The sequence below is a fragment of the Thermonema sp. genome (assembly GCF_026003375.1).
GTDB lineage: Bacteria > Bacteroidota > Bacteroidia > Cytophagales > Thermonemataceae > Thermonema > Thermonema rossianum.
The window spans coordinates 57,911-80,447 of the sequence record NZ_BPHD01000001.1 but is presented as its reverse complement, the minus strand read 5'-3'; the positions used below and the strand labels follow the sequence as shown (position 1 = coordinate 80,447).

14 protein-coding genes are annotated in these 22,537 nt (G+C 49.4%); 6 read left to right on the top strand and 8 right to left on the bottom strand.

The features are described from left to right. The first annotated feature begins 9 nt into the window (after positions 1-9). Both QVE43_RS00350 and QVE43_RS00345 read left to right on the top strand, forming a co-directional pair. The gene (locus QVE43_RS00350) at positions 10-849 is read left to right on the top strand and encodes an MBL fold metallo-hydrolase (RefSeq protein ID WP_288003691.1); all 840 of its coding nucleotides are present in this window, start codon (positions 10-12) and stop codon (positions 847-849) included. A 59-nt stretch (positions 850-908) separates the two neighbouring features. Continuing rightward, the gene (locus QVE43_RS00345) at positions 909-1,142 is read left to right on the top strand and encodes a hypothetical protein (protein ID WP_038030713.1); all 234 of its coding nucleotides are present in this window, start codon (positions 909-911) and stop codon (positions 1,140-1,142) included. On the opposite strand, the gene aroC is transcribed toward QVE43_RS00345, so the two are convergent. The 3 genes from aroC to QVE43_RS00330 all read right to left on the bottom strand — a co-directional run bounded on the left by aroC (position 1,139) and on the right by QVE43_RS00330 (position 6,426). Next, on the bottom strand, positions 1,139-2,218 hold the full coding sequence (gene aroC / locus QVE43_RS00340) for a chorismate synthase (RefSeq protein WP_288003689.1): 1,080 nt from the start codon (positions 2,216-2,218) through the stop codon (positions 1,139-1,141). The two genes, QVE43_RS00345 and aroC, sit on opposite strands and share 4 nt — an antisense overlap. A 128-nt stretch (positions 2,219-2,346) precedes the next feature. After that, a complete protein-coding gene (locus QVE43_RS00335) occupies positions 2,347-4,758 on the bottom strand; it encodes a GEVED domain-containing protein (protein ID WP_288003687.1) in 2,412 nt (803 codons plus the stop codon). A 171-nt stretch (positions 4,759-4,929) separates the two neighbouring features. Then, on the bottom strand, positions 4,930-6,426 hold the full coding sequence (locus QVE43_RS00330; protein ID WP_288003685.1) for a Do family serine endopeptidase: 1,497 nt from the start codon (positions 6,424-6,426) through the stop codon (positions 4,930-4,932). A 286-nt stretch (positions 6,427-6,712) separates the two neighbouring features. Between QVE43_RS00330 and hutH the strand changes: the two genes are divergently transcribed. The 4 genes from hutH (at position 6,713) to QVE43_RS00310 (ending at position 13,765) form a co-directional block, all read left to right on the top strand. Next, positions 6,713-8,464, top strand: coding sequence for a histidine ammonia-lyase (gene hutH, locus QVE43_RS00325; RefSeq protein WP_288003683.1), 1,752 nt, complete (start codon positions 6,713-6,715; stop codon positions 8,462-8,464). Between the two features lie 12 nt (positions 8,465-8,476). After that, positions 8,477-9,049 carry a hypothetical protein gene (locus QVE43_RS00320; RefSeq protein WP_288003681.1) on the top strand — a complete coding sequence of 191 codons (573 nt, stop codon included), beginning with the start codon at positions 8,477-8,479 and terminating at the stop codon, positions 9,047-9,049. A 135-nt stretch (positions 9,050-9,184) separates the two neighbouring features. Beyond that, entirely contained in the window at positions 9,185-13,156 is a 3,972-nt protein-coding gene (locus QVE43_RS00315) for a hypothetical protein (RefSeq protein ID WP_288003679.1), read from the top strand. 51 nt (positions 13,157-13,207) lie between these two features. Next, entirely contained in the window at positions 13,208-13,765 is a 558-nt protein-coding gene (locus QVE43_RS00310) for a hypothetical protein (protein ID WP_288003678.1), read from the top strand. A gap of 38 nt (positions 13,766-13,803) precedes the next feature. Here the strand turns inward: QVE43_RS00310 and QVE43_RS00305 are convergent, their stop codons facing one another. From QVE43_RS00305 to QVE43_RS00285, 5 genes are all read right to left on the bottom strand, one after another. Then, positions 13,804-14,727, bottom strand: a complete 924-nt coding sequence (locus tag QVE43_RS00305; RefSeq protein ID WP_288003676.1) for a DMT family transporter — start codon at positions 14,725-14,727, stop codon at positions 13,804-13,806. Positions 14,728-14,768: 41 nt separating this feature from the next. After that, complete coding sequence (locus QVE43_RS00300; RefSeq protein WP_288003674.1) at positions 14,769-18,080, bottom strand: sensor histidine kinase; 3,312 nt, start codon at positions 18,078-18,080, stop codon at positions 14,769-14,771. Between the two features lie 247 nt (positions 18,081-18,327). Beyond that, positions 18,328-20,253 carry a M1 family metallopeptidase gene (locus QVE43_RS00295; RefSeq protein WP_288003673.1) on the bottom strand — a complete coding sequence of 642 codons (1,926 nt, stop codon included), beginning with the start codon at positions 20,251-20,253 and terminating at the stop codon, positions 18,328-18,330. Between the two features lie 238 nt (positions 20,254-20,491). Beyond that, positions 20,492-21,517, bottom strand: coding sequence for a phenylalanine--tRNA ligase subunit alpha (gene pheS, locus QVE43_RS00290; RefSeq protein WP_038030857.1), 1,026 nt, complete (start codon positions 21,515-21,517; stop codon positions 20,492-20,494). Between the two features lie 102 nt (positions 21,518-21,619). After that, positions 21,620-22,537 (bottom strand): TraB/GumN family protein, encoded by a 918-nt coding sequence (locus tag QVE43_RS00285; RefSeq protein WP_288003670.1) that lies wholly within the window; start codon positions 22,535-22,537, stop codon positions 21,620-21,622.

Sequence of the window (22,537 nt, the reverse complement as noted above, 5' to 3'; positions counted from 1 at the left end):
AGAGAACCAATGCAATTACACGTTATAGAAACCGGCTTTTTTAAATTAGACGGTGGGGCGATGTTTGGCATCGTCCCTAAGTCTATATGGCAACGCTATGTGCCTGCCGACGAAAACAACATGTGCACCTGGGCCATGCGCTGTTTGCTCATCGAAGACGGCGACCGTCTCATACTCGTAGACACGGGCATTGGCAACAAGCAGCCTGAAAGCTTCTTTAAGCACTACTACCTGCATGGCGACGCCAGCCTGCTCGGCTCTATTCAAAAAGCGGGCTTCTCGCCTACCGAAGTAACGGATGTCATCCTCACCCACTTGCACTTTGACCACGTGGGCGGTGCCGTGCAGAAACAAGGAGAGCGGTATAGCCTGACTTTTCCCAATGCACGCTACTGGTCTAACACGCGCCATTGGGAATGGGCTACGCACCCCAACGCCCGGGAAGTACACTCTTTCTTGCAGGAAAACTTCATGCCCATTAAGGAAAGCGGGCATTTGCACTTTATAGAAGAAGGGCAGCCTTCGCCTTTCGAGCACATCGATTTCTTTTTTGCCGACGGTCACACGGAAAAACAGCTGATTCCCATCATCCATTATGGTAAACAGCGGATTGTGTACGCTGCCGACCTCATTCCTTCTCATGCCCATATACCGGTGCATTATGTCATGGGCTACGACGTGCGCCCCTTGCTTACCTTCGAAGAGAAAGCCCGCATGCTCGAAGAAGCCGTACAAAACGATTATGTGTTTTTCTTCGAACATGATGCCCGCCATCAATGCGCACGCGTGCATCGCACCGAAAAAGGCATCCGCCTGAAAGAAACCTTCCCGTTGGAAGCTGTTTTATAAAAACGCAATCTTTTGCAGCGCTTTGTTGTTATCGTAACAAAACAACTCTTCATCACGCCATGACAACTTTTCTTTTTACCATAGGCATTTTCGCTATCTTTTTTGTTTTCTTGGGCTTACGTCTGCTGCTGGGCAAAGACGAAAGTGTGCGCGGCACCTGTGCTTCTCAAAGTCCCTTCCTGCGTGAAGAAGGCGCCGTTTGTGGTTTCTGTGGAAAGCCCGTAGATGACTGCCCCAATGATAAAAAAGACAGTGACGCGGCAGAGCCGGCACCGCTGCCTAAAATCGGCTAAAAAGCGGCATAGGCTTTGCGCCGAAGCAGGAAGTCCATTATCACCATGGCTGCCATGGCTTCTACAATGGGCACGGCACGCGGTACCACGCAGGGGTCGTGCCTTCCTTTTCCTTCTATGATTGTTTTCCCCCCCTGCTCATTTATGCTTTCTTGGGGACGCATAAGGGTAGCTACCGGCTTGAAGGCAACCCGGAAGTAAATGGTTTCGCCATTGCTGATGCCACCTTGTATGCCACCGGAATAGTTGGTGCAGGTGCGCACGCGCCCGTGTTCGTCTGTGTAAAACAGGTCGTTGTGCTGCGAGCCCCGCATCTTCACCCCCTCGAAACCGCTGCCATATTCAAACCCTTTGGCAGCATTGATGCTCATCATGGCTTTAGCCAGTTCGGCATGCAGCTTGTCGAAAACGGGCTCTCCCAAGCCGGGCGGTACGCCCTCGATGACTCCACTGACCACACCACCTATTGTATCGCCCTCTTTGCGTACCTGCCGGATCAGCGAAATCATGGCATCGGCTGTGTGAGCATCCGGGCAGCGCACCTCATTGCTTTCCACGGCTTCGGAATTTAGCTCATGCCAAGCCTTTTGCAAGGCTATTTCGCCTACCTGCGACACATAAGCCCATATTTTAATGCCCTCACGACGCAATACCTGCTTGGCAATGGCACCGGCTACCACGCGGGCAGCGGTCTCCCGGGCAGAGCTTCGCCCCCCGCCCCGGTAGTCACGAATGCCATATTTGACAGCATAAGTATAGTCGGCATGTGAAGGGCGAAAAGCGTGTGCCAGATGTCCATAATCCTTGCTTTTGGCATCGTGATTACGAATAAAAAAAGCAATGGGCGTGCCGGTGGTTTTTCCTTCGAAGATGCCGGAAAGGAACTCTACCCGGTCGCTTTCCTTGCGCTGCGTCACTATTTTGGACTGCCCGGGACGCCGCCGCTCCAGTTCCCTTTGAATCTCCTCTTGGTCCAGTTCAATATTGGGCGGACAGCCGTCTATCACGCCGCCAATGCCCGGTCCATGGGATTCGCCGAAGGTGGTCAGACGGAATAAAGTACCGTATGTATTCATAGCTGATTCTTTTTTACAAATATAAACAACAGAATTTCTTTGCTGCACGAAGGCAGCTTGCAAACAAAAAACGCCCTGCCAGGCGGCAGGACGCTTTCGCTTAATTTGTCTTGTCCTATGCAACGTCATCAGTTTTGCACTGACAAACGCTTAATGGTTTGATTGCCTTGGTTATCAATTACCTGTAACAGGTAAATACCTGCTTTTGTTTTCGATAAGTCGAAAGTAGTTTCGGCAGTAGTTACGGTGCGCTCCTCAATCACTTTGCCTTGCATGTCCATCAGGCGCACAGTGTAAGCTTCGCCGCTGATGCCACCCGCAATAGACAGTGTTGCAAAATGCATGGCAGGATTCGGATAGATGTTTACTTCCATACCGGATACAGTATGTGCTGCCACAGCCTCACGTGCTGCCACTATATTCACCGTATAATCTTCCACTTCGCCATAAGTAAAGGTTTCGCAAGGCGACGGATAGGCGTTGTACTTCATAGACACACGCATGCGGGTAGCACCGGTCAGTGCAGAAGAAGGCACTGTAAAGCTGCCCGATATGCTCGTAGAGGTAGTACGGGCGCGGGAATATACCAATTCGCCTGCGTCGTCGAAGTCACCATCTTGGTTGAAGTCAATCCACACGCGGTAAGCCTCACGGTACTTGGTACCGGACCATGCCGGAGTAATATAGATGGTGTAGCTGCTTCCTTTGGCTAAGTTGGTAGAAAGCGAAGTGAAGTCGGCATAACCGCCGTTGTTGCCGGAATTGTTGTCGATAGAACCTAAACGCACGCGCTGAATCCACTCATCAGAGGTGTTTTGTCCTGCCGAGCTGCAGTAAGTAACGGTACCCGCAGAGGTGGTGACTGTTTGGGTTGCAGACCAAGCACTGCTGCCGCCACTGCAGTTGGTACGCACTTGCCACTCATAGGTGGTAGAAGCTGCAGCACCGGTTACATTCAGGCTGGTGGATGATTGTCCATTGAAGTTGGTCCAAGAGGTAGTACCTTGTGCACGCACGCGCACATCGTAAGAAACGGCACCGCTGACAGCTCCCCAGTTCAGGGTGAAAGAAGAAGCCGTCACATTGCTTGCGCTCAAGCCGGCAGGTGTATTGCAGGTAGTTGTGCCCCCTGTGCTTATATTGATGGTGTAGTCTTCCACTTCGCCATAAGAGAAGGTTTCGCAAGCGGTAGGCGCTGCGTTGTATTTCATAGACACACGCATGCGCTTGGCGCCGGTAGCTGCCGAAGAAGGTATGTTCAAAGTGCCGCTTACGGCAGAGGTAGAAGGTCCGGCGCTAAATACGAGCTCACCGGCATCGTCAAAATCTTTGTCATCGTTGAAGTCAATCCATATTCTCCAATATTCGTTGTAGGTAGAGCCGGAGAAGCCGGGTGTTAAGGTAACGGCATAGCTGCCCCCTTGTGCTACATTCACCGTTTGAGTGGTGAAGTCGGCATAACCTCCATTTTGTCCGGAATTATAGGAGAAAGAGCCTACTTTCACAGTTTGAATCCACTCGTAAGAAGCATCATTGCCTTTGGAAGCACAGTAAGAAGCGGGGGGCGGTGTAGAGCCACCTCCGTTTGCGAAGCTCTCGCGAGCACCACCGGGTGCAAACAAAGCACGCATACGGGCTTTCTGTCCGGCAGAGAACATGTTCATACAGGCATCATCTACATAGTCCATGTAGTTCATGAACTGGTCGCTGGTCCATCCGCCATTGTTTTGGCAAGATTTGGAGGGGTACGAAGGGCAGCCATAGTTAGGACCACCGGCAGTGGGCGTGTCCGATACGAAGTCGTCCACACTACAATTGCCATCACCCCAAATATGACGCAGGTTCAACCAGTGTCCTACTTCATGGGTGGTTGTACGTCCTTTATTAAAAGGCGCTTGAACATAACCGGTACGTCCGAAATACTGCGGGCTAATAACCACCCCATCGGTAGCAGCAGGACCGCCCGGGAACTGCGCGTATCCCAAAATGCCCCCACCGATATTACATACCCAAATGTTCAGATATTTGTCGGTAGGCCAAGCATCCACCCCACCTTTTGAGGAATACTTCATATCGTCGTTGGTGCCCCATTGCGTACGGCTTGAAGCCTTGCGGGTAATGCCGTTGGTAGGGTTGCCATTGGGGTCGGTCGAGGCCAGCACGAATTGAATTTCCACATCGGCGGCATAAGGCGCAAACTCGGCCGGCGTATTCACCTTGTCGGCATTCAAGCGGCGAAAGTCTTCATTCAGCACATCGATTTGTGACTGAATTTGCGCATCGCTGATGTTTTCATTTGAATTGCTGTAAATGACATGCACCACTACGGGAATGGTGATTACCGTGGTGGCTGCTTCGGCTTGGTTGAAAGAAGCCACATAGCGCTGTGTCTGGCGCTCGATTTCAGCCATGCGCTGTGCCATTTCGGGATGCTCTTTGAGCAAACGCTCATGCACCTGGTCGGTATAGCACACGCGGTGTTGTGCCCACCCCCAAGTGGTTAAAAGCATCAATAAAGAAAGAGTAAAGAACTTTTTCATAAGACATCGATTTTAATAAGACATGTAACATTTTGTTAAAAACAGCTTCAAATATATGGCCCGCACTCAAATTATCCAAATTTTTTATTAACAATTTATTAAAACAAACAAAAAAAGCGGGCCATACAGCCCGCTTTACCTAATAAAAGCTTGAATAGTCAACACATTGAATTACAAGCCAAAGGCGTAATAGAATTTAGCACGGGGCATATCTTCATAAAAACCTTCAATCATCACCCCACCTTCTTTCTTGGCTAATTTTTCGGTCAACTCCTTCACCGAATGCACCTCTTCTTTATCAATGTGTGTGATAATGAAGCCTTCTTTTACACCGGCCGTACGCAGCTTACCCGGATACACCTTTTGCACCTTCACACCGCCTTTTATCTTGAACTTCTTGGCTTCTTCCTTGCTCAGGTCTGCCAGTTCAGCCCCTAAACGAGCCACCACTTCGGGATTTTCGCTTATCTTGGCGATACGGGTTTCACCTTCCCGGCTTTTCAATACCACTTGTAGCTCCTTCTCTTTGCTGCCACGCAATACTTTAATGCTCACCTTATCGCCCGGGCGGTGGCGTGCAATCAACTCCTGCAATTCGGCGCTGTTGTTCACACTTTTGCCATCTACGGCTACAATCACGTCGCCTGCTTTGATACCGGCTGCTTTGGCTGCGCCATTTTCTACCAAGCTATCTACATACACCCCGGTTGTAGTGCTCAATCCTTTTTCTTCTGCCAAAACTCCATCCACATCGCGAATCAGCACGCCCAGATAAGCACGCTGCACAGAGCCATATTTCAGAATATCTTCCACCACCTTCTGAACGATTTTAGACGGCACGGCAAAGCCATAGCCGGCATAAGCGCCGGTGGGACTGGCAATGGCAGTATTGATGCCTATCAGGTCGCCTTGCAGGTTTACCAAAGCACCACCACTGTTACCGGGGTTGATGGCTGCATCGGTTTGAATAAAAGACTCTACCGCATATTGATCGCGCAAGATGCGTATGTTGCGCGCCTTGGCACTTACAATACCGGCTGTTACCGTTGAGTTCAGGTTGAAGGGGTTGCCTACTGCCAATACCCATTCACCTACTTTTACGGCATCGGAATTTCCAAAGGGGATGGTCTTCAAGCCTTTGGCATCGATTTTCAAGACAGCCAAGTCGGTCGAAGGGTCAGTGCCCACCACTGTTGCTTTAAAGGTGCGGTTGTCGTGCAGCGTTACCTCTATTTCCTGTGCGTCGCGGATGACGTGGTAGTTGGTTACTATGTAGCCATCTTCTGAAATAATCACGCCTGAGCCGGACCCCATTTGTAACTGCGGCCGTCCGTCGTCGAAGCGCTCTATACGAAAATCAGGTCCAAAAAACTCACGGAACAAATCATCATCGAAGAAGGGCTGTATAGAGCGATTGCTCACCAGCATGGTAGATTTGATATGCACCACGGCATCCATTACTTTTTCGGCAGTAGCCGTGAAATCAATGGGTACAAACTCGCCATTCTCATTTTGGGTAAACAAAGCCCCTTTGACCGGCATGTTGTTTACAGCTTCTACCTTGACCACCTTGGCAGGCAACCAGTAATAAGCAGCCAGAACGGTAAGCACACTCGCCAGCAAAGCAGCGATGCCACTTACTATCCAATTTTTTTGCACTTTCATCATGGTTCCTCCTTTCTGTTTTTTTATTAACGGATGTTTCCGGTTTTGTTTCGTATAAAAAACGGATGTTTCCTTTCCCTTAGTATAAACAAAACACAGACCGCTGCCGCTATTCAAGACACCTTGTCAGGAAAAAGCAATCACAAAAGACAAATTGACAAACAAGCAGGCTTTATAAAAAAGTAGAGCATTGGTGAGCCGGCAAACTACTTTTCAAAAGAAAAGAAAGGGCAAGCATGATAGATTTTTCGAAGAAAAGGTTGAACTTTGCAGGCAAATCAAAAGCATAATGGAAACAATTGTTTTAAACGGTCAATCGCTCGACATAGAATCGGTATATAAAATAGCCCACCGCCAAGCCACTGTGCGTCTGTGCCCCACAGCCATGCAGGCGGTCAAGCGCAGCAGCGACTTCGTGCAAGCTCAAGTCAAAGAAAAACATGTGATTTACGGTGTTACTACGGGTTTTGGTGCCAATGCCGCCAAAGTCATCAACGATTACGAGCAAGCACAAGCCCTTCAGCGTAATTTGTTGCTGTCACATGCCACGGGCATAGGTGCGCCCTTCGACGAAGCCACCAGCCGCGCCATCATGCTTATCCGCCTCAATACGCTCATGGCCGGCCATTCAGGCATCCGCCCTTTGGTACTGGAACGCCTGGCTTTCATGTTGAACGCAGGGGCATACCCTGTCATTCCCTCGCAAGGCTCGGTAGGTGCCAGTGGTGACCTTTGCCCTCTGGCTCACATGGCACTGCCCTTAATTGGCGAAGGCGAAGTGATATGGAAAGAGCAACGCATGCAGGCAAAGGAATGGCTAAGCATGCAAGGGCTCGCCCCTTTGGAACTATGGCATAAAGAAGGCATTGCCCTGCTCAACGGTACCACTGTCATGAATGCCATCGGGGCTTTGACTGTCATGGAAGCCGAACGTCTGTTTTTACTTGCTTGCCTGACAGCCGCTGTTTGTTTCGAAGCATTATGTGCCCGCACCCAAGCCTTTGACCCGCGCATTCATCATCTGCGCCGCCACCAAGGGCAGCAATATACGGCCGCTTTGATACGGGCAGCCACCGAAGGCAGCCGCCTCATGGGCTTGCAACCCGGCGATTTACTGAAGGCACTTCCTGCCGAGTTATGGCAACACATAGAACAAGCACCGGCAGTAGCCGGGCAGCTGAAACGATTGATGGAAGGCAAGATAGAACCCTTTCCGCAGGATGTGTACCGCCTGCTGCCTTTGCGCGAACAACAACCTTCATGGAAACAGTGGCGAAATATCTTTTCTATCATAGAGAAAAAAATATCGCCCCAAGACGCCTATTCGGTGCGCTGCACCCCACAGGTGCTGGGCGCCAGCATAGAAGCCATTCAACATGTGCGTACTGTGGTGGAACAAGAGTTGAATGCAGTGGTGGACAACCCTCTTTTGTTTGTAGATGAAGGCGACGCACTCTCCGGGGGCAACTTCCATGGGCAGCCTTTGGCACTGGCACTTGACTATCTGAAGATAGCGCTTTGTGAAATAGGCAATCTGCTGGAACGGCAAATCAACAAGTTGGTAGATGAGCATACCAACGACGGACTGCCGGCATTCTTGGTGGAAGACACCTCGGGGCTACACTCCGGGCTTATGATTCCGCAATATGCTGCTGCCGCCTTGGTTTCTGAAAACAAAGTACTGGCCCATCCGGCATCGGTGGACTCTATTCCGACCTGTGCCAATCAGGAAGACCACGTAAGCATGGGCACCATAGCTGCCCGGCAAGCAGCCGAAATACTGCAGAATGTGAAAAAGATTGTGTGCATTCACCTGCTGTGCAGCACGCAGGCACTTGATTTGCGCATCCGGCAACTGGGCGACCTGTTGCCTGTGCAGACGGGCAAGGGCAGCGCTTGGCTACATGAAAAGCTGCGCCACCATGTTCCTTTTGTAAGCGAAGACCGCTTTTTGCATCGCGACCTGCAAACCATTGAGCGTTTGTATGAGGAACTTACAGCGCAGGCGCAAGCGTTTTTTGGTGAAATCGGACAAGCTTAAGCTGTAATTTTTATGCATACCATTCTGCCATATGAGGGATGGCTCGTCTTCTATGATGCATCGGAAGACGAGCGCTCCCCTTTTTACGGCAAGCAATATGACTTTTCGCACTATAACCAAGCCATTTACAACTACTATATAGACCCGGCATGGGACTTTTTCGGCTCGGAAACACTTTATATGAAGTTGCTTTACTGCAACTATCACGAGCAGCTTGCCATCATTGAGTTGATGGGCGAATGGAACGATACGCTTTACAACGACATCATGCACTTGAAGCGCAACATCATTGACCGCCTGCTGCGCCAAGGCATCCGTTTCTTTATTCTCATTGGTGAAAATGTGCTTAATTTTCACGGCTCCGACGACGCTTATTATGAAGAATGGTTCGATGACCTGGACGAAGGCTGGATTTGTGCGCTCAATTTCCGCCCACATGTCTATCAAGAGTGGGAAAAATATGGCATTGATTATTACATACATTATGGCGAAAGCCTGAACATGCTGGCATGGCGCACGCTGGAACCCCTGCAGTTGTTTGAAGCGGTAAAAAGCATTTTAAACCGCCGTATTGCCCTTTCATGACACAAAAGAGCAGCTTGTTCCCCTGCCCTGCCACCTAAGTCTTAAAGCAATGACCGGGCAACCAAAGTTGGCAGCATTCGTTTCTGTTGTTTATCTTACTTGGCATTGAAACAACAGAATAAGCGACACGCGTCCATGCAACAAAACAAAGAGGATAGGCAGCCGCTGCACAAGCGCCAACAGAAAGCAGCACGCCGTTTGGTGCGTGTGAGTCAATTCCTCTTTGTGGGACTTCTTGCCATCAATATCCTTTACAGGCTTTTTATTCCCACTTTAAAACGTGCCATTTCCGAATGGATATATTATCAGAGTGAAGGTGTTTACAGCCTGGAAATTGAAAACGTCTTCATTGATTGGCAGGACGGCAGCCTGTTACTCAAAAACATAGTCTTGCAAACTGACAGCAGCCGGTGGCAGGCGGCAGTTCAAACATACCGCACACAGCCTGTTGTTCAAAGTCAATTGGCACTGTTGCGCATAGAAGATATTGACTGGTGGCATTATTGGCACCACGACAGCCTTTTTATCCGGAAAATAAGCATTCGAAACGGACAGCTCCATTGGCAGCAGCAAGGCAGCCGTTCATCCGGTGAACGCAAACTGAACTACTATCGCATCACCCGTGCATTTTTGGAAAGTGTGCAGGCTGTTACGCCCTCGCTACGCATCGGAGAAGTGGAAATAGACAGCTTGTCTTTATGGTTAAAGATAGACTACGAAAACGGCAGCCAAAGCCACCGGCTCGGCAGCCTTTCGAGTAACATCTATGATATTGTTGTTGAAAAGAATACTCTTCACTCGCCCCGGCGTCCATTTTTTGCACGCTATGCCACCTTTTGGCTGCATCGCTACCAAATCCGCTCATCCAAGAGCTATATGCAGCTTGCAGCTTTGCATATAGATACACGCCACCCTGACCTTTACATTCTGTCGCCTTCGCTCCAATGGACCAAAGGCAAGCTGCAGGCAGAGCGTCTTCATGTCAAGGGCATTCAGTGGACGGCGCTTTTCTTCGATCGCCGCCTGCACCTGCATTATATTCTCCTACAAGCCCCCCGCTTGCAACTTAATGGGAAATTGGCAGGAAATACCTCCTTCTTATCTCAAAAAGAAAACTGGAAACGCCGGCTTCCGGCACTCACCGGGCAATGGTTCGACGAAGTGCGTATCGACAGTCTGCACTTGTCGGATGGCAACATACAACTTCCTAAAGGCAGCGTGGAAGGCATCTACCTGCAAGCCAATGCCTTTTCGCCCACTGACAACACAAAGCCTTTTTTCTGCGAAGACATTCAGCTGTTTGTGAAGAAAGTGCAGCTGCAAAACAAACGAACCCAACTCAAAGACATACAGCTACACACCCTGCGGCAACATTTGTCCATCGGGCAAATAGCCCATCGCGGCACCGGGCAAAGCCTTTATTTGCACAATGTGCGACTTACGCCCGACTTTCAAACTTATTGGAACGACAGCCGCTTGCCGATAGGTTACCTCGGTGCCCGGGAAGCAAACATTGAAGCCCAAAGTAATGGCAATACCTCAAAGGCTTTTTCATGGCAGGCGTGGTTTCGTCAGTTAAGCATACAGCGGCTTCATGTGAACAAAGGAGACCTGCTGCTGGGCTTCCCTTCTTCCCACGCACAATTGACAATACAGGACTATAGCCTGCGCCTGCGCACCTTGCAATTCCCGCGAAAAGATAGTCTGCCCGCCTGGCAGGCATTGGGACAATGTGTAGAAGATTTTCATGCCCGCCGCCTGCAGTTCCAAAGCGACAGCTTGCAATGGGGCATGCAAAACCTGCATATACTGTCCGACACCATGGGCATAGAAGCCCGTAAGCTGTACCTTGCCAGCCCTGCCCTGGCGGCCTCTTTGCCTGTGCTCTATGTTCCCGGGCTGCGCTGGTCTGCTTTGTGGAAAGAAAAGCGCTTACACATCGATACCTTACACCTAAGCGGGCTGGAGCTGTATTTGTCTCCGGCGCTTGCAGCAAAAGACAACGACAGCACGCACTTTCTGCCTCCCGGGCAACGCCTCGCTCAATGGATACAAAAAAGCCAATGGCGCTTGTTGATTCATCATTTGCATGTCTCCGTACCTGTGTTGTATTGGCTGCCTTCAGCTTCATTTCCTCTTGAAGGGGAAATAAAAGAGCTGCTGATTCAGGCAGACAGCCTGTCTGCACAGGATTCTTTGGATGTGCTGCACAACAGTTTTTTAAGTAGGCATTTTTACATAAAGACCAAACAGGGACTTTTTTCCTTCCAAAACCAAACGAAGCTGCGCTTCGACTCGCTTACGATAGACAAGCAAAAGGCAGCTGTACAGCTGCACCGCTTCAGCCGGCAAACCCCTTCGCAGCGCTTGCGCATGGTGCAAGGACGCCTTCATGGCATCGCATGGGATTCACTATGGCAGCAGGGGCGCTTGCATGCACATAGTCTTGCTTTCATCAGACCACAAATAGAGCTAAAAGGCAAGCAGCAAGTACAAGCCGCTCCCACCCTTTCGCTCCGGTTACTGCATCTTGATACCGTACTGGTATCGAACGCAGATGTATTGTGGCAAGACGGTCAAATACAGTATCGTATGCAGCATGCCAACCTGCTTGTTGGCGCTATTGACGGGCGCTATCCGCTGCTTGACTCCCTGCATTTTTTGCGTTCTACGGCACGTTCTTTTTTCCGTCTTAGCCCCCACGATACACTAAGCTTTGCCCACATGCAGTGGGACGCGAAGGGGAGTGGCTTGCGGCTGCGCGATTTGCAGTGGCGTGCCCCATATGCACATGTTTATTTCCCCTATTTGTATGTGCAGCGCATCGACTTACCGGCCTTGCTGCATGGCGACAGTCTGTTGGTGAGCCGCATACAAGTGGGCAATGTGTCTGCAAGCATAGAAAAAGACAATTGGGCAGAGCCTGTACAGCCTGCTGACAGCACAAGGGCTTTTCCTTTTGCCTACTTGCAAATCGACTCTCTGCAAGTCAAAAATAGCCGTTTACAACTTGAAATGATGAGCCGGCAAGGCATCACCCGGCATAGTGTCCGGGGCATCGATGCTTATATTCAACGTTTCACGCATACCAAGGGACAAACGGACATAAGCAACGACTTTTCGCTGGCCGTCAAACACTACGAGATAGACTTTCCGGATCCGCTTTACCACCTTGACTTTCGTCATATTCATTTGCAGGCATCGCAACCCGCAGTGCAAGTAGGTGAAATAAGTGTCTTTTCGACTGTCAATGTCGATGATTTATGGAAACAGCGCCTTTATACCAAAACCATTTTACAAGCAAGAATAGAAGCGCTGCGTATTCCCCGGCTGCCGTGGGCTGCCCTGCTCAACGGCAAGGAGGTATATATTCCGCACCTTCAGGTAAAAAAGTGGGAACTGGCCGCTACCGATGACCTGCGTTTGGCTAAGAACCCATTGCGTCGTCCGCCCATGCCACATGAGCTTTTGCAGAGAAGCCCCGGTACATGGCTTATCGATACCGTCGTTTTTGAAACGGGTACCATTACTTACGAGCAAAAGCAGTGGAACAACGTAGGCAGTGGCAAAATTGGTTTTCATGATGCCCGCCTGCAGATGTATCATCTGGGGGACCGGCCGGACTCCTTGCCCCTGCGCCTGGAGATGGCTTCGCTGTTCATGAAGCAAGGCGTGCTGGCTATCAACATGGAAATGGCGCGCCATGGTCCGGTGTTGCAAGCTTCTTATGCAGGCACTTTGGGGCAGATGTCGGCTATTTATCTGAATCGCATGCTGGAACCCACTGCGCAAGTACGTCTTCAAACAGGCATTATCAAAAAAATCACATTCAAAGGCAGCATAGAAGACCGCCACCACCGTGGGCAAATGCTGGCTATCTATCGCAACTTCAAGGTCAGCGTGTTAGATACGCAAGCCAAACGCAAACGCCGTATTGTTTCAAAATTAGCCAATTTATTGATACGCAACACCAACCGCCGGAAAACGGGCACCATACAGTATGAGCGCCTCCCCTCAGACGGCTTCTTGCGTATTTTATGGCAAGGGCTGGCGTCGGGCTTGCGCGATACGCTTCTGCCCGAAATATTGAAAGAGCGGGGAAATTAGTCTTCGCCCACCAGTCAGCCGCTTTGCAAGCTTGCAAAAAGCACTTGCCACATGCCCAAAACACATACTTTTGGCATGTCACCCAAACACAAACGAGCCATGCAAAACGTAGGTAGATTATTGTTTGTTCTGTTGCTGTGTACCCTCAGCCGGGCTACTTTTGCTCAAAACTACTTTTATATAGGCGAACAGCGATACAAAACTACACCTTCCCGGAGTTTCTCTTTTCCGGGAGGGCATGAACTTTCAATGGATTACCAAGGGACCACCCCCTTCATCAATGTAAGCATAGCCAAACGAAGCAACGGTGGCTATCTGGTGCTTTCTCTTTACACTTTTCATTTCAACCAATTTTCAGGCAATGTATTTCTGTACTTAAGTGACGGATCCGTAATTAAGTGCTACGACAGAAACATGGGCGACTATGTAAACAACAAAATCATAGGTGTTTATTTACTCTCTCCTGCCGAAATAGAGCGTTTAAAGCGGCATCGTATTGAAAGCATCCGGTTTTCTGTAAAACATAGATTTGGGGTGCAGTCCGAATCATACATTGCCACCGGTAGTGCAAACACAACCGAAGACGTGCGCATGCTATTTGGCAACTAAAGCAAAAAAGTGCATGTGGGGGCTTCCCCCCTCTTTTTTTAACCCTTTTTCACAAGCGGAGCATTCTTTGTGCTCTTTTGTATGCTTACTAAAAAAACGCCTGTAAATATCAAAAGGGCAGCCATAACGGTATATACCGTAAGCGATGCCTTGCCCTGCCACAAATCGAGTGTGGCGGCTACCAGGGGTTGAAAGTAAATATAGAAGCCTACCACCGAAGCGTGCGTGTATTGCAGCGCCCACGCATTGAGCGAATAGGCCGTTAGCGTCGTTGCCAACACCACATAAGCCACCGAAGCAAAGACAAACCAGGGCAGCTGTTGCCATTCGGCGGCATACAAACCCTTGTAACCAAAAGGAAACACGCCTATGATTCCTATGGTAAAAAGGTAAAACATGACAACCAAGGGATGGTAACGCCGCATCAATGGCTTGACCAGCACCAGATAAGCACTATACGACAGGGCATTGCCCAGCACCATCAAATCGCCCCATACGTTTGCCTGCTGCAATGCCCATTGCCCCTGTGTGATGAGCACATATCCGCCCAATCCACCTAAAAAAATGCCTGTCATGCGGCGAAAAGTAGGCTTTTCCAAGCCCATCAACAAAGAGAAGAGCAGCACAAAAATGGGACTCATGGTCATAATAACCGACGCATTGGTTGCCGTGGTACGCGCCAAGCCTTCGAAAAACAACAGTTGATTGAGCACAACCCCCAGCAGCGCACAAACGACCAAGCGTAGGCGGTGCGCCGGTTCTATGCTTAAGGGCGTGCCACGCCCTATGTGCCACAAACCTAAAAGCAAGGACACGGCTGCTACACGCAGCAAAATCACGGATGAAGGTTCCAAATAATGCGGGATGACAAGCTTGGCAATGCTGTAGTTGAAGCCATAAATAAGGGCAACCAGCAACAAGGCGGCATGCACAACCCATCCGGCAGGCTTTTTCACCGACACAGTTTTACTTTTTAGTTTCGAAGCTGCAAAGATATGAAATTCTACTGCATTGCCTGCTCACCCTGTGTCTGCGAGTAGTTGTCTTGCCGGTTAGGCGTATGGTCTGTCAAAGGCAGCGTAAAGTAGAAGGTTGTCCCCACATCCACTTGGCTTTCTACCCATATTTCACCGCCATTGCGTTCTACAAACTCTTTCACCAGAATCAAACCTAAGCCGGTGCCTGTTTCATTGGCAGTGCCTTTGGTACTCACCCGTTTATCTACTTTAAATAGCCGTTCTTGTATTTCTTTGGGCATACCTACCCCCGTATCACGCACAAATACCACGGCTTTATGTCCGTTGACAGACGCCCCCACAGTTACTTCCCCCCCCTCACCGGTGAATTTAATGGCGTTTGAAAGCAAATTACGGATGATGGTATTCAATGACGGACGATCGGCGTATACAATCAGGTCGGAAGGCACTTCATCCCGCAGCTCTATACCTTTATTGGAAGCACTCATGTGCAGCAGCTGTAAATTCTCTTTTACTATGTTCTTCAATGGCAGCTCCTCGAAGTTGTATTCTATAACGCCCATCTGTGAGCGCGACCAGGAAAGCACATTTTCCAATAACTGATACAGGTTTTTCACAGAGCGGTTCAGGCTGCTGCTCATGAACTGTATGTCTTCTTTACTCATTTCGTCCAAATGATTGGACATAATATCCAGAAAAGCAGTCAAAGAGTTTAAAGGTCCCTTGATATCATGTGCCAAAATAGAGAAGAAACGGTCTTTGGTGGCGTTGAGCTGCTCGAGATAGCGCGCCTGCTCTTCCAGCTCTTTTTTCTTCTCTTCCAGCTCTTTGTTTTTTTCTTCCAAATCTCTTTTTGCCTCTTTTATCATGATTTCCAAGCGCTGTTTTTGCCTTCGTATGCGCTCGGAACGCCACCACATAATGGCGAAAACCACGCCAATAAGTGCCAACGACATCAACACATAAAACCATGTAGAGCTATAAAAAGGCGGCCGGATGGTAAAGGAGTAGCGCAGGGGCTTGTCCAGCAAAAGCTCGCCATCAGAAGTGCGTGCATTCAACCAAAATGTATAAGTACCCGGACTAAGCCCGGCATAGGTGATTTCCCGGCGTTTGCTCCACGGTACCCACTGCTTGTCAAGCCCTTCCATCCACCAGCTGAATTCTATTTTATGGGCATAGGCATAATCCAAGGCTTCAAATACAAAAGTCAAATTGTTTTGGTCATGAGGAAGCCTGAGCCCCACGGGCTGCGCAAAAACACTATCTATGGCGGTGTAGTGCCCTTGCCATTCTTCGGCGGTCCAGCTTACCGGTTGCAAAAAGAGATAAATTTTAGAAATTCCTACCCAAGCGGCCTTAGGCTTTCGAAAAGGCTGTGGATGGTCGAAGCGGTGCACGCCCTGAATGGTACCCATCCAAATGCGGCCACGGCTGTCACGATAAATGGCAGCCGCATTGCTTTCTCTTGCAGAAAATCCCTCCTCTGCTTGAAAAGAGCGGCGCTTCACCACTTCGCCCCGCTCATTGACCTGCCAGCAGTTGGCGCCTTGTTGAGTACCAATCCATAGCTTGTCGTCCACACAAAGAACCGAGTACACAATATGGCTATTGAGCCCCTGCTCCGTGCCGTAGGTCCGGAACTGCTTGCCATCGAAGCGAAGAAGCCCCCCCAGGCAGGCAAACCACACATTGCCCCAAGCATCTTCGGCAGCTTGCAATACATAGTCGTTTGGCAAATGCACTGTTTCACGTGTGTAGTGTGTCCACTCACCACCGGGCGATAAAGCCGAAATGCCATAGGTAGTGCAGACCCATAAAGTGCCTTTACTGTCTTTCAGCGTATAGCGCACGAAGTTGCTGGGCAAGCCAACCGATTGCGCGTCATAATGGCGCAGCGTGTCGGGTGTTTTTTCGTAGAGTCCATTCCCCAAAGTAGCAATCCAGAAAGTAGATGCTTCCGGTTCATACAATATATGTGCTATTTGCTTGGCACCTTCCAATCCGTATTTGCCACCGGCATTTATGAATTGCCCGGTACGCACATTGTATTCCCACAAGCCATAATGCGTGCCCAGCAACAAAGTGTCGTCATTGAGTGGAATAATGGCAGTAACTCTTCCCAAGAAAGGCAGCACTTGCTTGCTTTCTGCCCGTACCATGCGCTCCGCTTCTTCATCGTAGTGGTACAAACCCAAGCTGCCGGAAGTACCAATCCAGATGTTGTTTTGTTTGTCTTCGGCAATGCTCCAGACTTCACCCCGCACCAAGCCTTCCGGCTCGCCGTAATGCAAGAAAGAGTCTTCTTGATAAAAAAGCAGTTGGTTGTTGTTTGTGCCTATCCAAAAGTCGCCCCGCGAGTCTTGATAAATAAAATTGATGCTATTGGCCGGAAGCCCGTGTGCTTCATCCCAGCGGCACTTCACCCGTCCTTCGTGTGTGCATATCAAAGAGCCATCGCGTAGGATCCACCAATAAAACCCTTTTTTATCACGAAATAACTTAACCGCGGTAGATACTTCATCACTTTCGGGCAGCACTTCCATGGTGCCATCGGTATGCGCCCGGTAAACAACAAAAGAGTCAGTGGCCACCTCCATCGAAAGAATGACCGAACCGGCATCACCTGCCCATAATAAACGCTTCACAAGCGGAAAAACTTCTTTACCGTCTTTTGGCTTGGGCGCCAGCCACACGGTATCTGACCGCCCACTCTCCGGAGCACTATAAAATAAACCGTGAACATTGCTTACCCATAGATGTTGCCGGGCATCCATGAGCAAGTCAGGCAAGTAGCCGGAAACAGAGTACAAGCCCAAGGGCAACTTTTTCTCTTGAAAACGTCCGTTTTCATAGTGAATCAATTTCACTTCGCCGTACTCGGTGCGCACCCACGCCCACCAGTCTTTTCCACTTTTGCCCAACCACACTTTGAAGGCAACGCCATGAGGGAACCCTTCCTTTTGCGAAAAGGAAGTAAAGCGTTGCCCATCGAAGCGGGACACGCCCCGCTCTGTAATGCACCAAAGGTAATTGTCGGTGGTGAGCAGCAGCCGGTGCACGCGGTTATTGACCAATCCTTTGCGCTCATCCCACACTTCAAACTGATGGCCGTTCCAACGCACCAAGCCCCCTAAAGTAGCCGCCCACAGACGGCCATAACGGTCTTCCAGCAAATCTTCTATTTGTGACTGTGGCAAGCCCTCTTCCACGCCATAGCTACGAAAGGCATAGTGTTGGGCCTGTCCCCATGCGGGACAAAAAAACGCTACGCACGTAAAGAGTTGAAAAAGGACAGTTGTTAAGCCTTCATCTATAAAACTTCTTTTTATACTCATCCCCTTTACTATTCTTAATAAGCCTAATAAGCCACAAGCTTGCTTGACAAGGTGTTCATTCACATCGAAACCGACGCTTCTTATTACAAGATAGTTTTTTAAAGGTAAAAAAGCAATAAAACAGGCAGTGGTCCTATTGAAAAAACAAATTTCAATGTAATGCAGGCAAATATCCTGCCAAAAAGAAACAGCAAGGGCGCTGAAGCAAACCTTCAACGCCCTTAGTTATCTTTATGCAGCCTTACAATTACGGCGTCCAAGTATTATTGCCATAATTTATATCCATCATCAGTTTGTCCGGATCCAAGGTGATGGCACTAATACGCGAGGTTGTAGGCAAACGCAATTCCTTGGTATTCCCTTTCATCCATATTTCCACAGAGAACTGCAGGCGGTGCACCTTGCCGTTTTCCTCTTTTACTTCCATCACCACCGGCATCAGCAGTTCGCCTTTGTTTTCAAGCGCCACAATAGCCCCTTTGGCAGGGTCGTCGTCCACATATTTTACTTTACTTACTGCCTGGTCCAGTGCCCAAGTTTCATAGAACCAGCCCCGCCAAAACCAATCCAGCTCTTCGCCGGCCACATTTTCTATGGTATTGAAAAAGTCAATGGGCGTAGGATGCTTATAAGCCCAAGCGTTTATGTAGGCACGGAAAGCACGGTCGAAGCGCTCGGGACCCAAAATCACTTCACGCAGCAAAAACAAACCATAGCCGGGTTTGAAGTAAGCTGTAATGCCCAAGTTGCTGTCATCTACCACATCAGGATAGGTGGCTATGGGCTCACGGTTAGGCGAAAGGAAAATGTATCCTGCCAAGCGCGAGGCATATTGCAAGTAGTCCGATTGTTTATATTCCCCGTTGTTGAAAGCTATGGTGCTGTAATGATTGATAAAGGTATTGAAGCCTTCGTCCATCCAAGGATAGAGACGCTCGTTGTTGCCCACAATCATAGGGAACCAGTTGTGCCCAAATTCGTGGTCTGTTACGCCCCATAAATCATCGCCTTCATCCGACCACTTACAGAAGCTCACCCCCGGGTATTCCATGCCGGCAACAATACCGGCCACATTCACCGCCGTAGGGTAAGGGTATTCATACCACATCGTAGAGTAGTGCTCAATGGATGCCTTGGTGTATTCAGTAGAGCGTTGCCAGCCCTTCATGCTTTCGTGCGGATAGCATGAAATAGCCAAGGCTTTGCGCCCACTGGGCAAGTTGATGCGGGCAGCATCCACAATGAACGCCTGCGAAGCGCCAAAAGCCACATCGCGCGCATTTTTCATTACATAATGCCAGGTAACCTTACCACGACGTGCACGCTCCAGCATTTTGATTTTCTTCTCTACATCTTTGGCAGAAATGATGGTTACCGTTTTGTCGCTGTTTTGGGCTTTCTCCCAAGCTTTCAGCTCTTCGGCAGAATATACCTCTTTGGGGTTTTGCAGTTCGCCTGAACCAATCACCACCACGCCGGCAGGTACCGTGATTTTATAATCGAAGTCGCCGTATTCGAGGTAAAACTCGCCGGCACCCAAGTAAGGCTCCACATTCCACCCGCTAATGTCATCATACACACACATACGCGGATACCACTGCGCCATTTCATACACCCATCCGTGTTCAAACTGCTTGCGTCCCATACGGTCGGCACCATACTCGGGTATGTCGAAAGCATACTCTATGGTAATGGTGGTTTTTCCTCCCTTAGGGGCAAGCGGGGCAGCCAAGTCAATACGCATGCGCGTGTCAGACACTATGTATTGTGCCTCTTTGCCATTTACTTTCACTGACTTCAACTCATAGCCATTGGTGATGCTTCCTATATGACGCCCCCCTTCTACGGGCATGGTGGCAGTGCCACGTGAGTCGGCTTTGAATTTATTTTGGTCTAATTGCAGCCACACGAAAGGCAGAGCATCGGGGCTGTTGTTGGTGTAATCGATGGTTACCTTGCCTTCCAGACGGTGCTTGTCGGTAAGCAGCTCAGCTTCAATGCGGTAATCGGCACGGTTCTGCCAGTATTCCGGTCCGGGAAATCCCGACGCCGAGCGATAAGGCGTGGCTCTAAAGTCGAACAGTTTGTCGAACTTAGGCTGTTGGTTTTTGATTTGCGCCCAAGCTGCCAAATGCAAAGCCATAAGCACAAACAATGCGGTGAGTCTTCTCATAAAAGAATTCGTTTTTATTTCTTTTAACTCAAAAATCAAAAAAATATTACTACAATGCAAAGAAAGTGTTGCTTTTTGAAAAGCAGAGATGCTTATTTAAACCATAGTTGGTGTATTATTGAAAGGGTGGCAGAAAAAGCATCGAAGCGATACGGTGGTGTTTGAGCTGTTTTTTTAAAAAACACACAAGAGCGCGCAGCTGCCTGACAACTGCACGCTCCTGCAAAACTGCGGGGTGTTAAGACAAGCCCTCAAACTGCTCGAGAAAACGCCAGTCGTTTTCAGTGAATAAGCGCAAGTCTTTGATTTGATATTTGAGCATGGTAATGCGCTCCAAGCCCATTCCAAAGGCAAAGCCGGTGTATTGCTCCGGATCTATTCCGCAATTCTTCAGCACGTTGGGGTGAATCATGCCTGCCCCGCCGATTTCTACCCAGCCGGTATATTTACATATGTTACATCCTTTGCCTTTGCATATATTGCATGAGATATCCAGCTCGGCACTTGGTTCCGTAAATGGGAAGTAAGAAGGGCGCAGGCGTATTTGGGTGTCTTTACCAAACAACTCTTTGGCAAAATGATAAAGCGTTTGTTTTAAATCAACGAAGCTTACCGCCTTGTCTATAAAGAAGCCTTCAACTTGATGAAAAATACAATGGGCGCGTGCCGAAATGGCTTCATTGCGGTACACCCTGCCAATGGAAAACATACGCATGGGCGGTTGTGTGTTTTCCATCACGCGTATTTGCACCGACGAGGTGTGGGTGCGCAGCAAAATATCGGGGTCACGCTCAATAAAGAAAGTGTCTTGCATCTCCCGTGCCGGGTGGTCAGCCGGGAAGTTCAGTCCGGTGAAGTTATGAAAATCGTCTTCTATTTCGGGTCCGTCCGCCTGGCAAAAGCCCATACGCTCAAGAACCTGCACTATCTGACGCCGCACGATGGTGAGCGGGTGCACGCCGCCCATCGGTTCGGTGAGCGGAGGCAAGGTAAGGTCAATGGGGGGCTCTACCACTTCGGGCACTTGCTCGAGGCGTTCCTTATGGCTGCGCCATTTCTCTTCTGCCAGCTGCTTCAGTGCATTGACGGCTGCCCCATAATTGCGGCGCTCCTCAGGGGCAATGTCTTTAATCTTGCCCATGAGGGCAGGAATCGCTCCTTTTTTGCTAAGATATTGTTGACGAAACTGCTCCAGTGTCGTTTCATTGGTGATTTCGAAGGCTTCTACTTCTTTTTTTAGTGCTTCTATATTTTCGTATGCCATGGTTTGCATGAGGCTTTGAGGTTGTGTTGTTACAGTTTCAATGAAATGCCAAATATAGGTATATCGCAGCGTAAGCAAAAGCAGGGAATGGCTTTTCGTTTTTTATTCCAGCTTCAGTGGCAGTGGTTCCAAACGGTACCCCAAACGCTGCAATTGCACCAAAAGCCCTTCTTCGCCGACCAAATGTCCGGCACCTACCACAAAAAAAGCAGGCGCTTTCTGCATGATGGCTTCCATTTTCGGCAGCCAGCGGCGGTTGCGCTCCACTATCAACAAACGGTATTGTTGTTCATCGAAGTTTTCACGTAAAAGCTTTGCCATGCGTTTAAGATCTTGTTTTTTGTAGGCTTCTACGAGTTGAAGCGCTTTTTGCTTGTCGCTCTTTTGTGCGCTGCCATTCTTCACGTAATCGGCCAGTGTGCGGGCTTGCTCTTGCAACGACATGCTGCCGGTAAGCGCTTGTATCTGCTCTCTGACGGTCTCCAGTGCCCGCACTTCTTTGCCTGCCTCACGGGCTGTCCGTTGCAAGTACACATCCATGAGCCCATCCACATTCATGCTTGAAAAAGAAGAATCGCCTTGTGCTTGCATGCGTTCGGCTTCGTCTATGGTAGTAAACAGGAAATAAAGAAAGATGGGGCGCATGCGTCCAAAAAAGCCCAAGCCAACGCCCATTTTTTCCTGCATGTAGCGGTCAACGCGTTGATACTCTTCCGGCGACAGCAAGTCTTGTAAAGTAGTATCGCCGGGCATGACCATCTCGGCAAACAACTCAAACATGGCAGACGAGTTCATTTCCAGCTCACCTACAAACACGCTACTGTTGTCAAAAGCCTGTTTCACGGCTGCCTGCTCAAGCAGACGGCTGCCGTCATATACATGCATTGAGCCCAATAAGTAAGAAGGCTGCTGCAGTCCTTTGCCCGTAATTTTCCAAAATACTTGTGCCTGTGCTACCTGTGTCCACAGGGTAATCCACACGAAAACACAGCCGAGCCACCAAGAGGTTGTACGTTTCAT

Excerpts from the sequence above, each read along its gene's own strand:
- QVE43_RS00350 (WP_288003691.1), top strand. The coding sequence starts at position 10 with ATGCAATTACACGTTATAGAAACCGGCTTTTTTAAATTAGACGGTGGG.
- QVE43_RS00345 (WP_038030713.1), top strand. The coding sequence starts at position 909 with ATGACAACTTTTCTTTTTACCATAGGCATTTTCGCTATCTTTTTTGTT.
- aroC (WP_288003689.1), bottom strand. The coding sequence starts at position 2,218 with ATGAATACATACGGTACTTTATTCCGTCTGACCACCTTCGGCGAATCC.
- QVE43_RS00335 (WP_288003687.1), bottom strand. The coding sequence starts at position 4,758 with ATGAAAAAGTTCTTTACTCTTTCTTTATTGATGCTTTTAACCACTTGG.
- QVE43_RS00330 (WP_288003685.1), bottom strand. The coding sequence starts at position 6,426 with ATGATGAAAGTGCAAAAAAATTGGATAGTAAGTGGCATCGCTGCTTTG.
- hutH (WP_288003683.1), top strand. The coding sequence starts at position 6,713 with ATGGAAACAATTGTTTTAAACGGTCAATCGCTCGACATAGAATCGGTA.
- QVE43_RS00320 (WP_288003681.1), top strand. The coding sequence starts at position 8,477 with ATGCATACCATTCTGCCATATGAGGGATGGCTCGTCTTCTATGATGCA.
- QVE43_RS00315 (WP_288003679.1), top strand. The coding sequence starts at position 9,185 with ATGCAACAAAACAAAGAGGATAGGCAGCCGCTGCACAAGCGCCAACAG.
- QVE43_RS00310 (WP_288003678.1), top strand. The coding sequence starts at position 13,208 with ATGCCCAAAACACATACTTTTGGCATGTCACCCAAACACAAACGAGCC.
- QVE43_RS00300 (WP_288003674.1), bottom strand. The coding sequence starts at position 18,080 with ATGAGTATAAAAAGAAGTTTTATAGATGAAGGCTTAACAACTGTCCTT.
- QVE43_RS00295 (WP_288003673.1), bottom strand. The coding sequence starts at position 20,253 with ATGAGAAGACTCACCGCATTGTTTGTGCTTATGGCTTTGCATTTGGCA.
- pheS (WP_038030857.1), bottom strand. The coding sequence starts at position 21,517 with ATGGCATACGAAAATATAGAAGCACTAAAAAAAGAAGTAGAAGCCTTC.
- QVE43_RS00285 (WP_288003670.1), bottom strand. The coding sequence starts at position 22,537 with ATGAAACGTACAACCTCTTGGTGGCTCGGCTGTGTTTTCGTGTGGATT.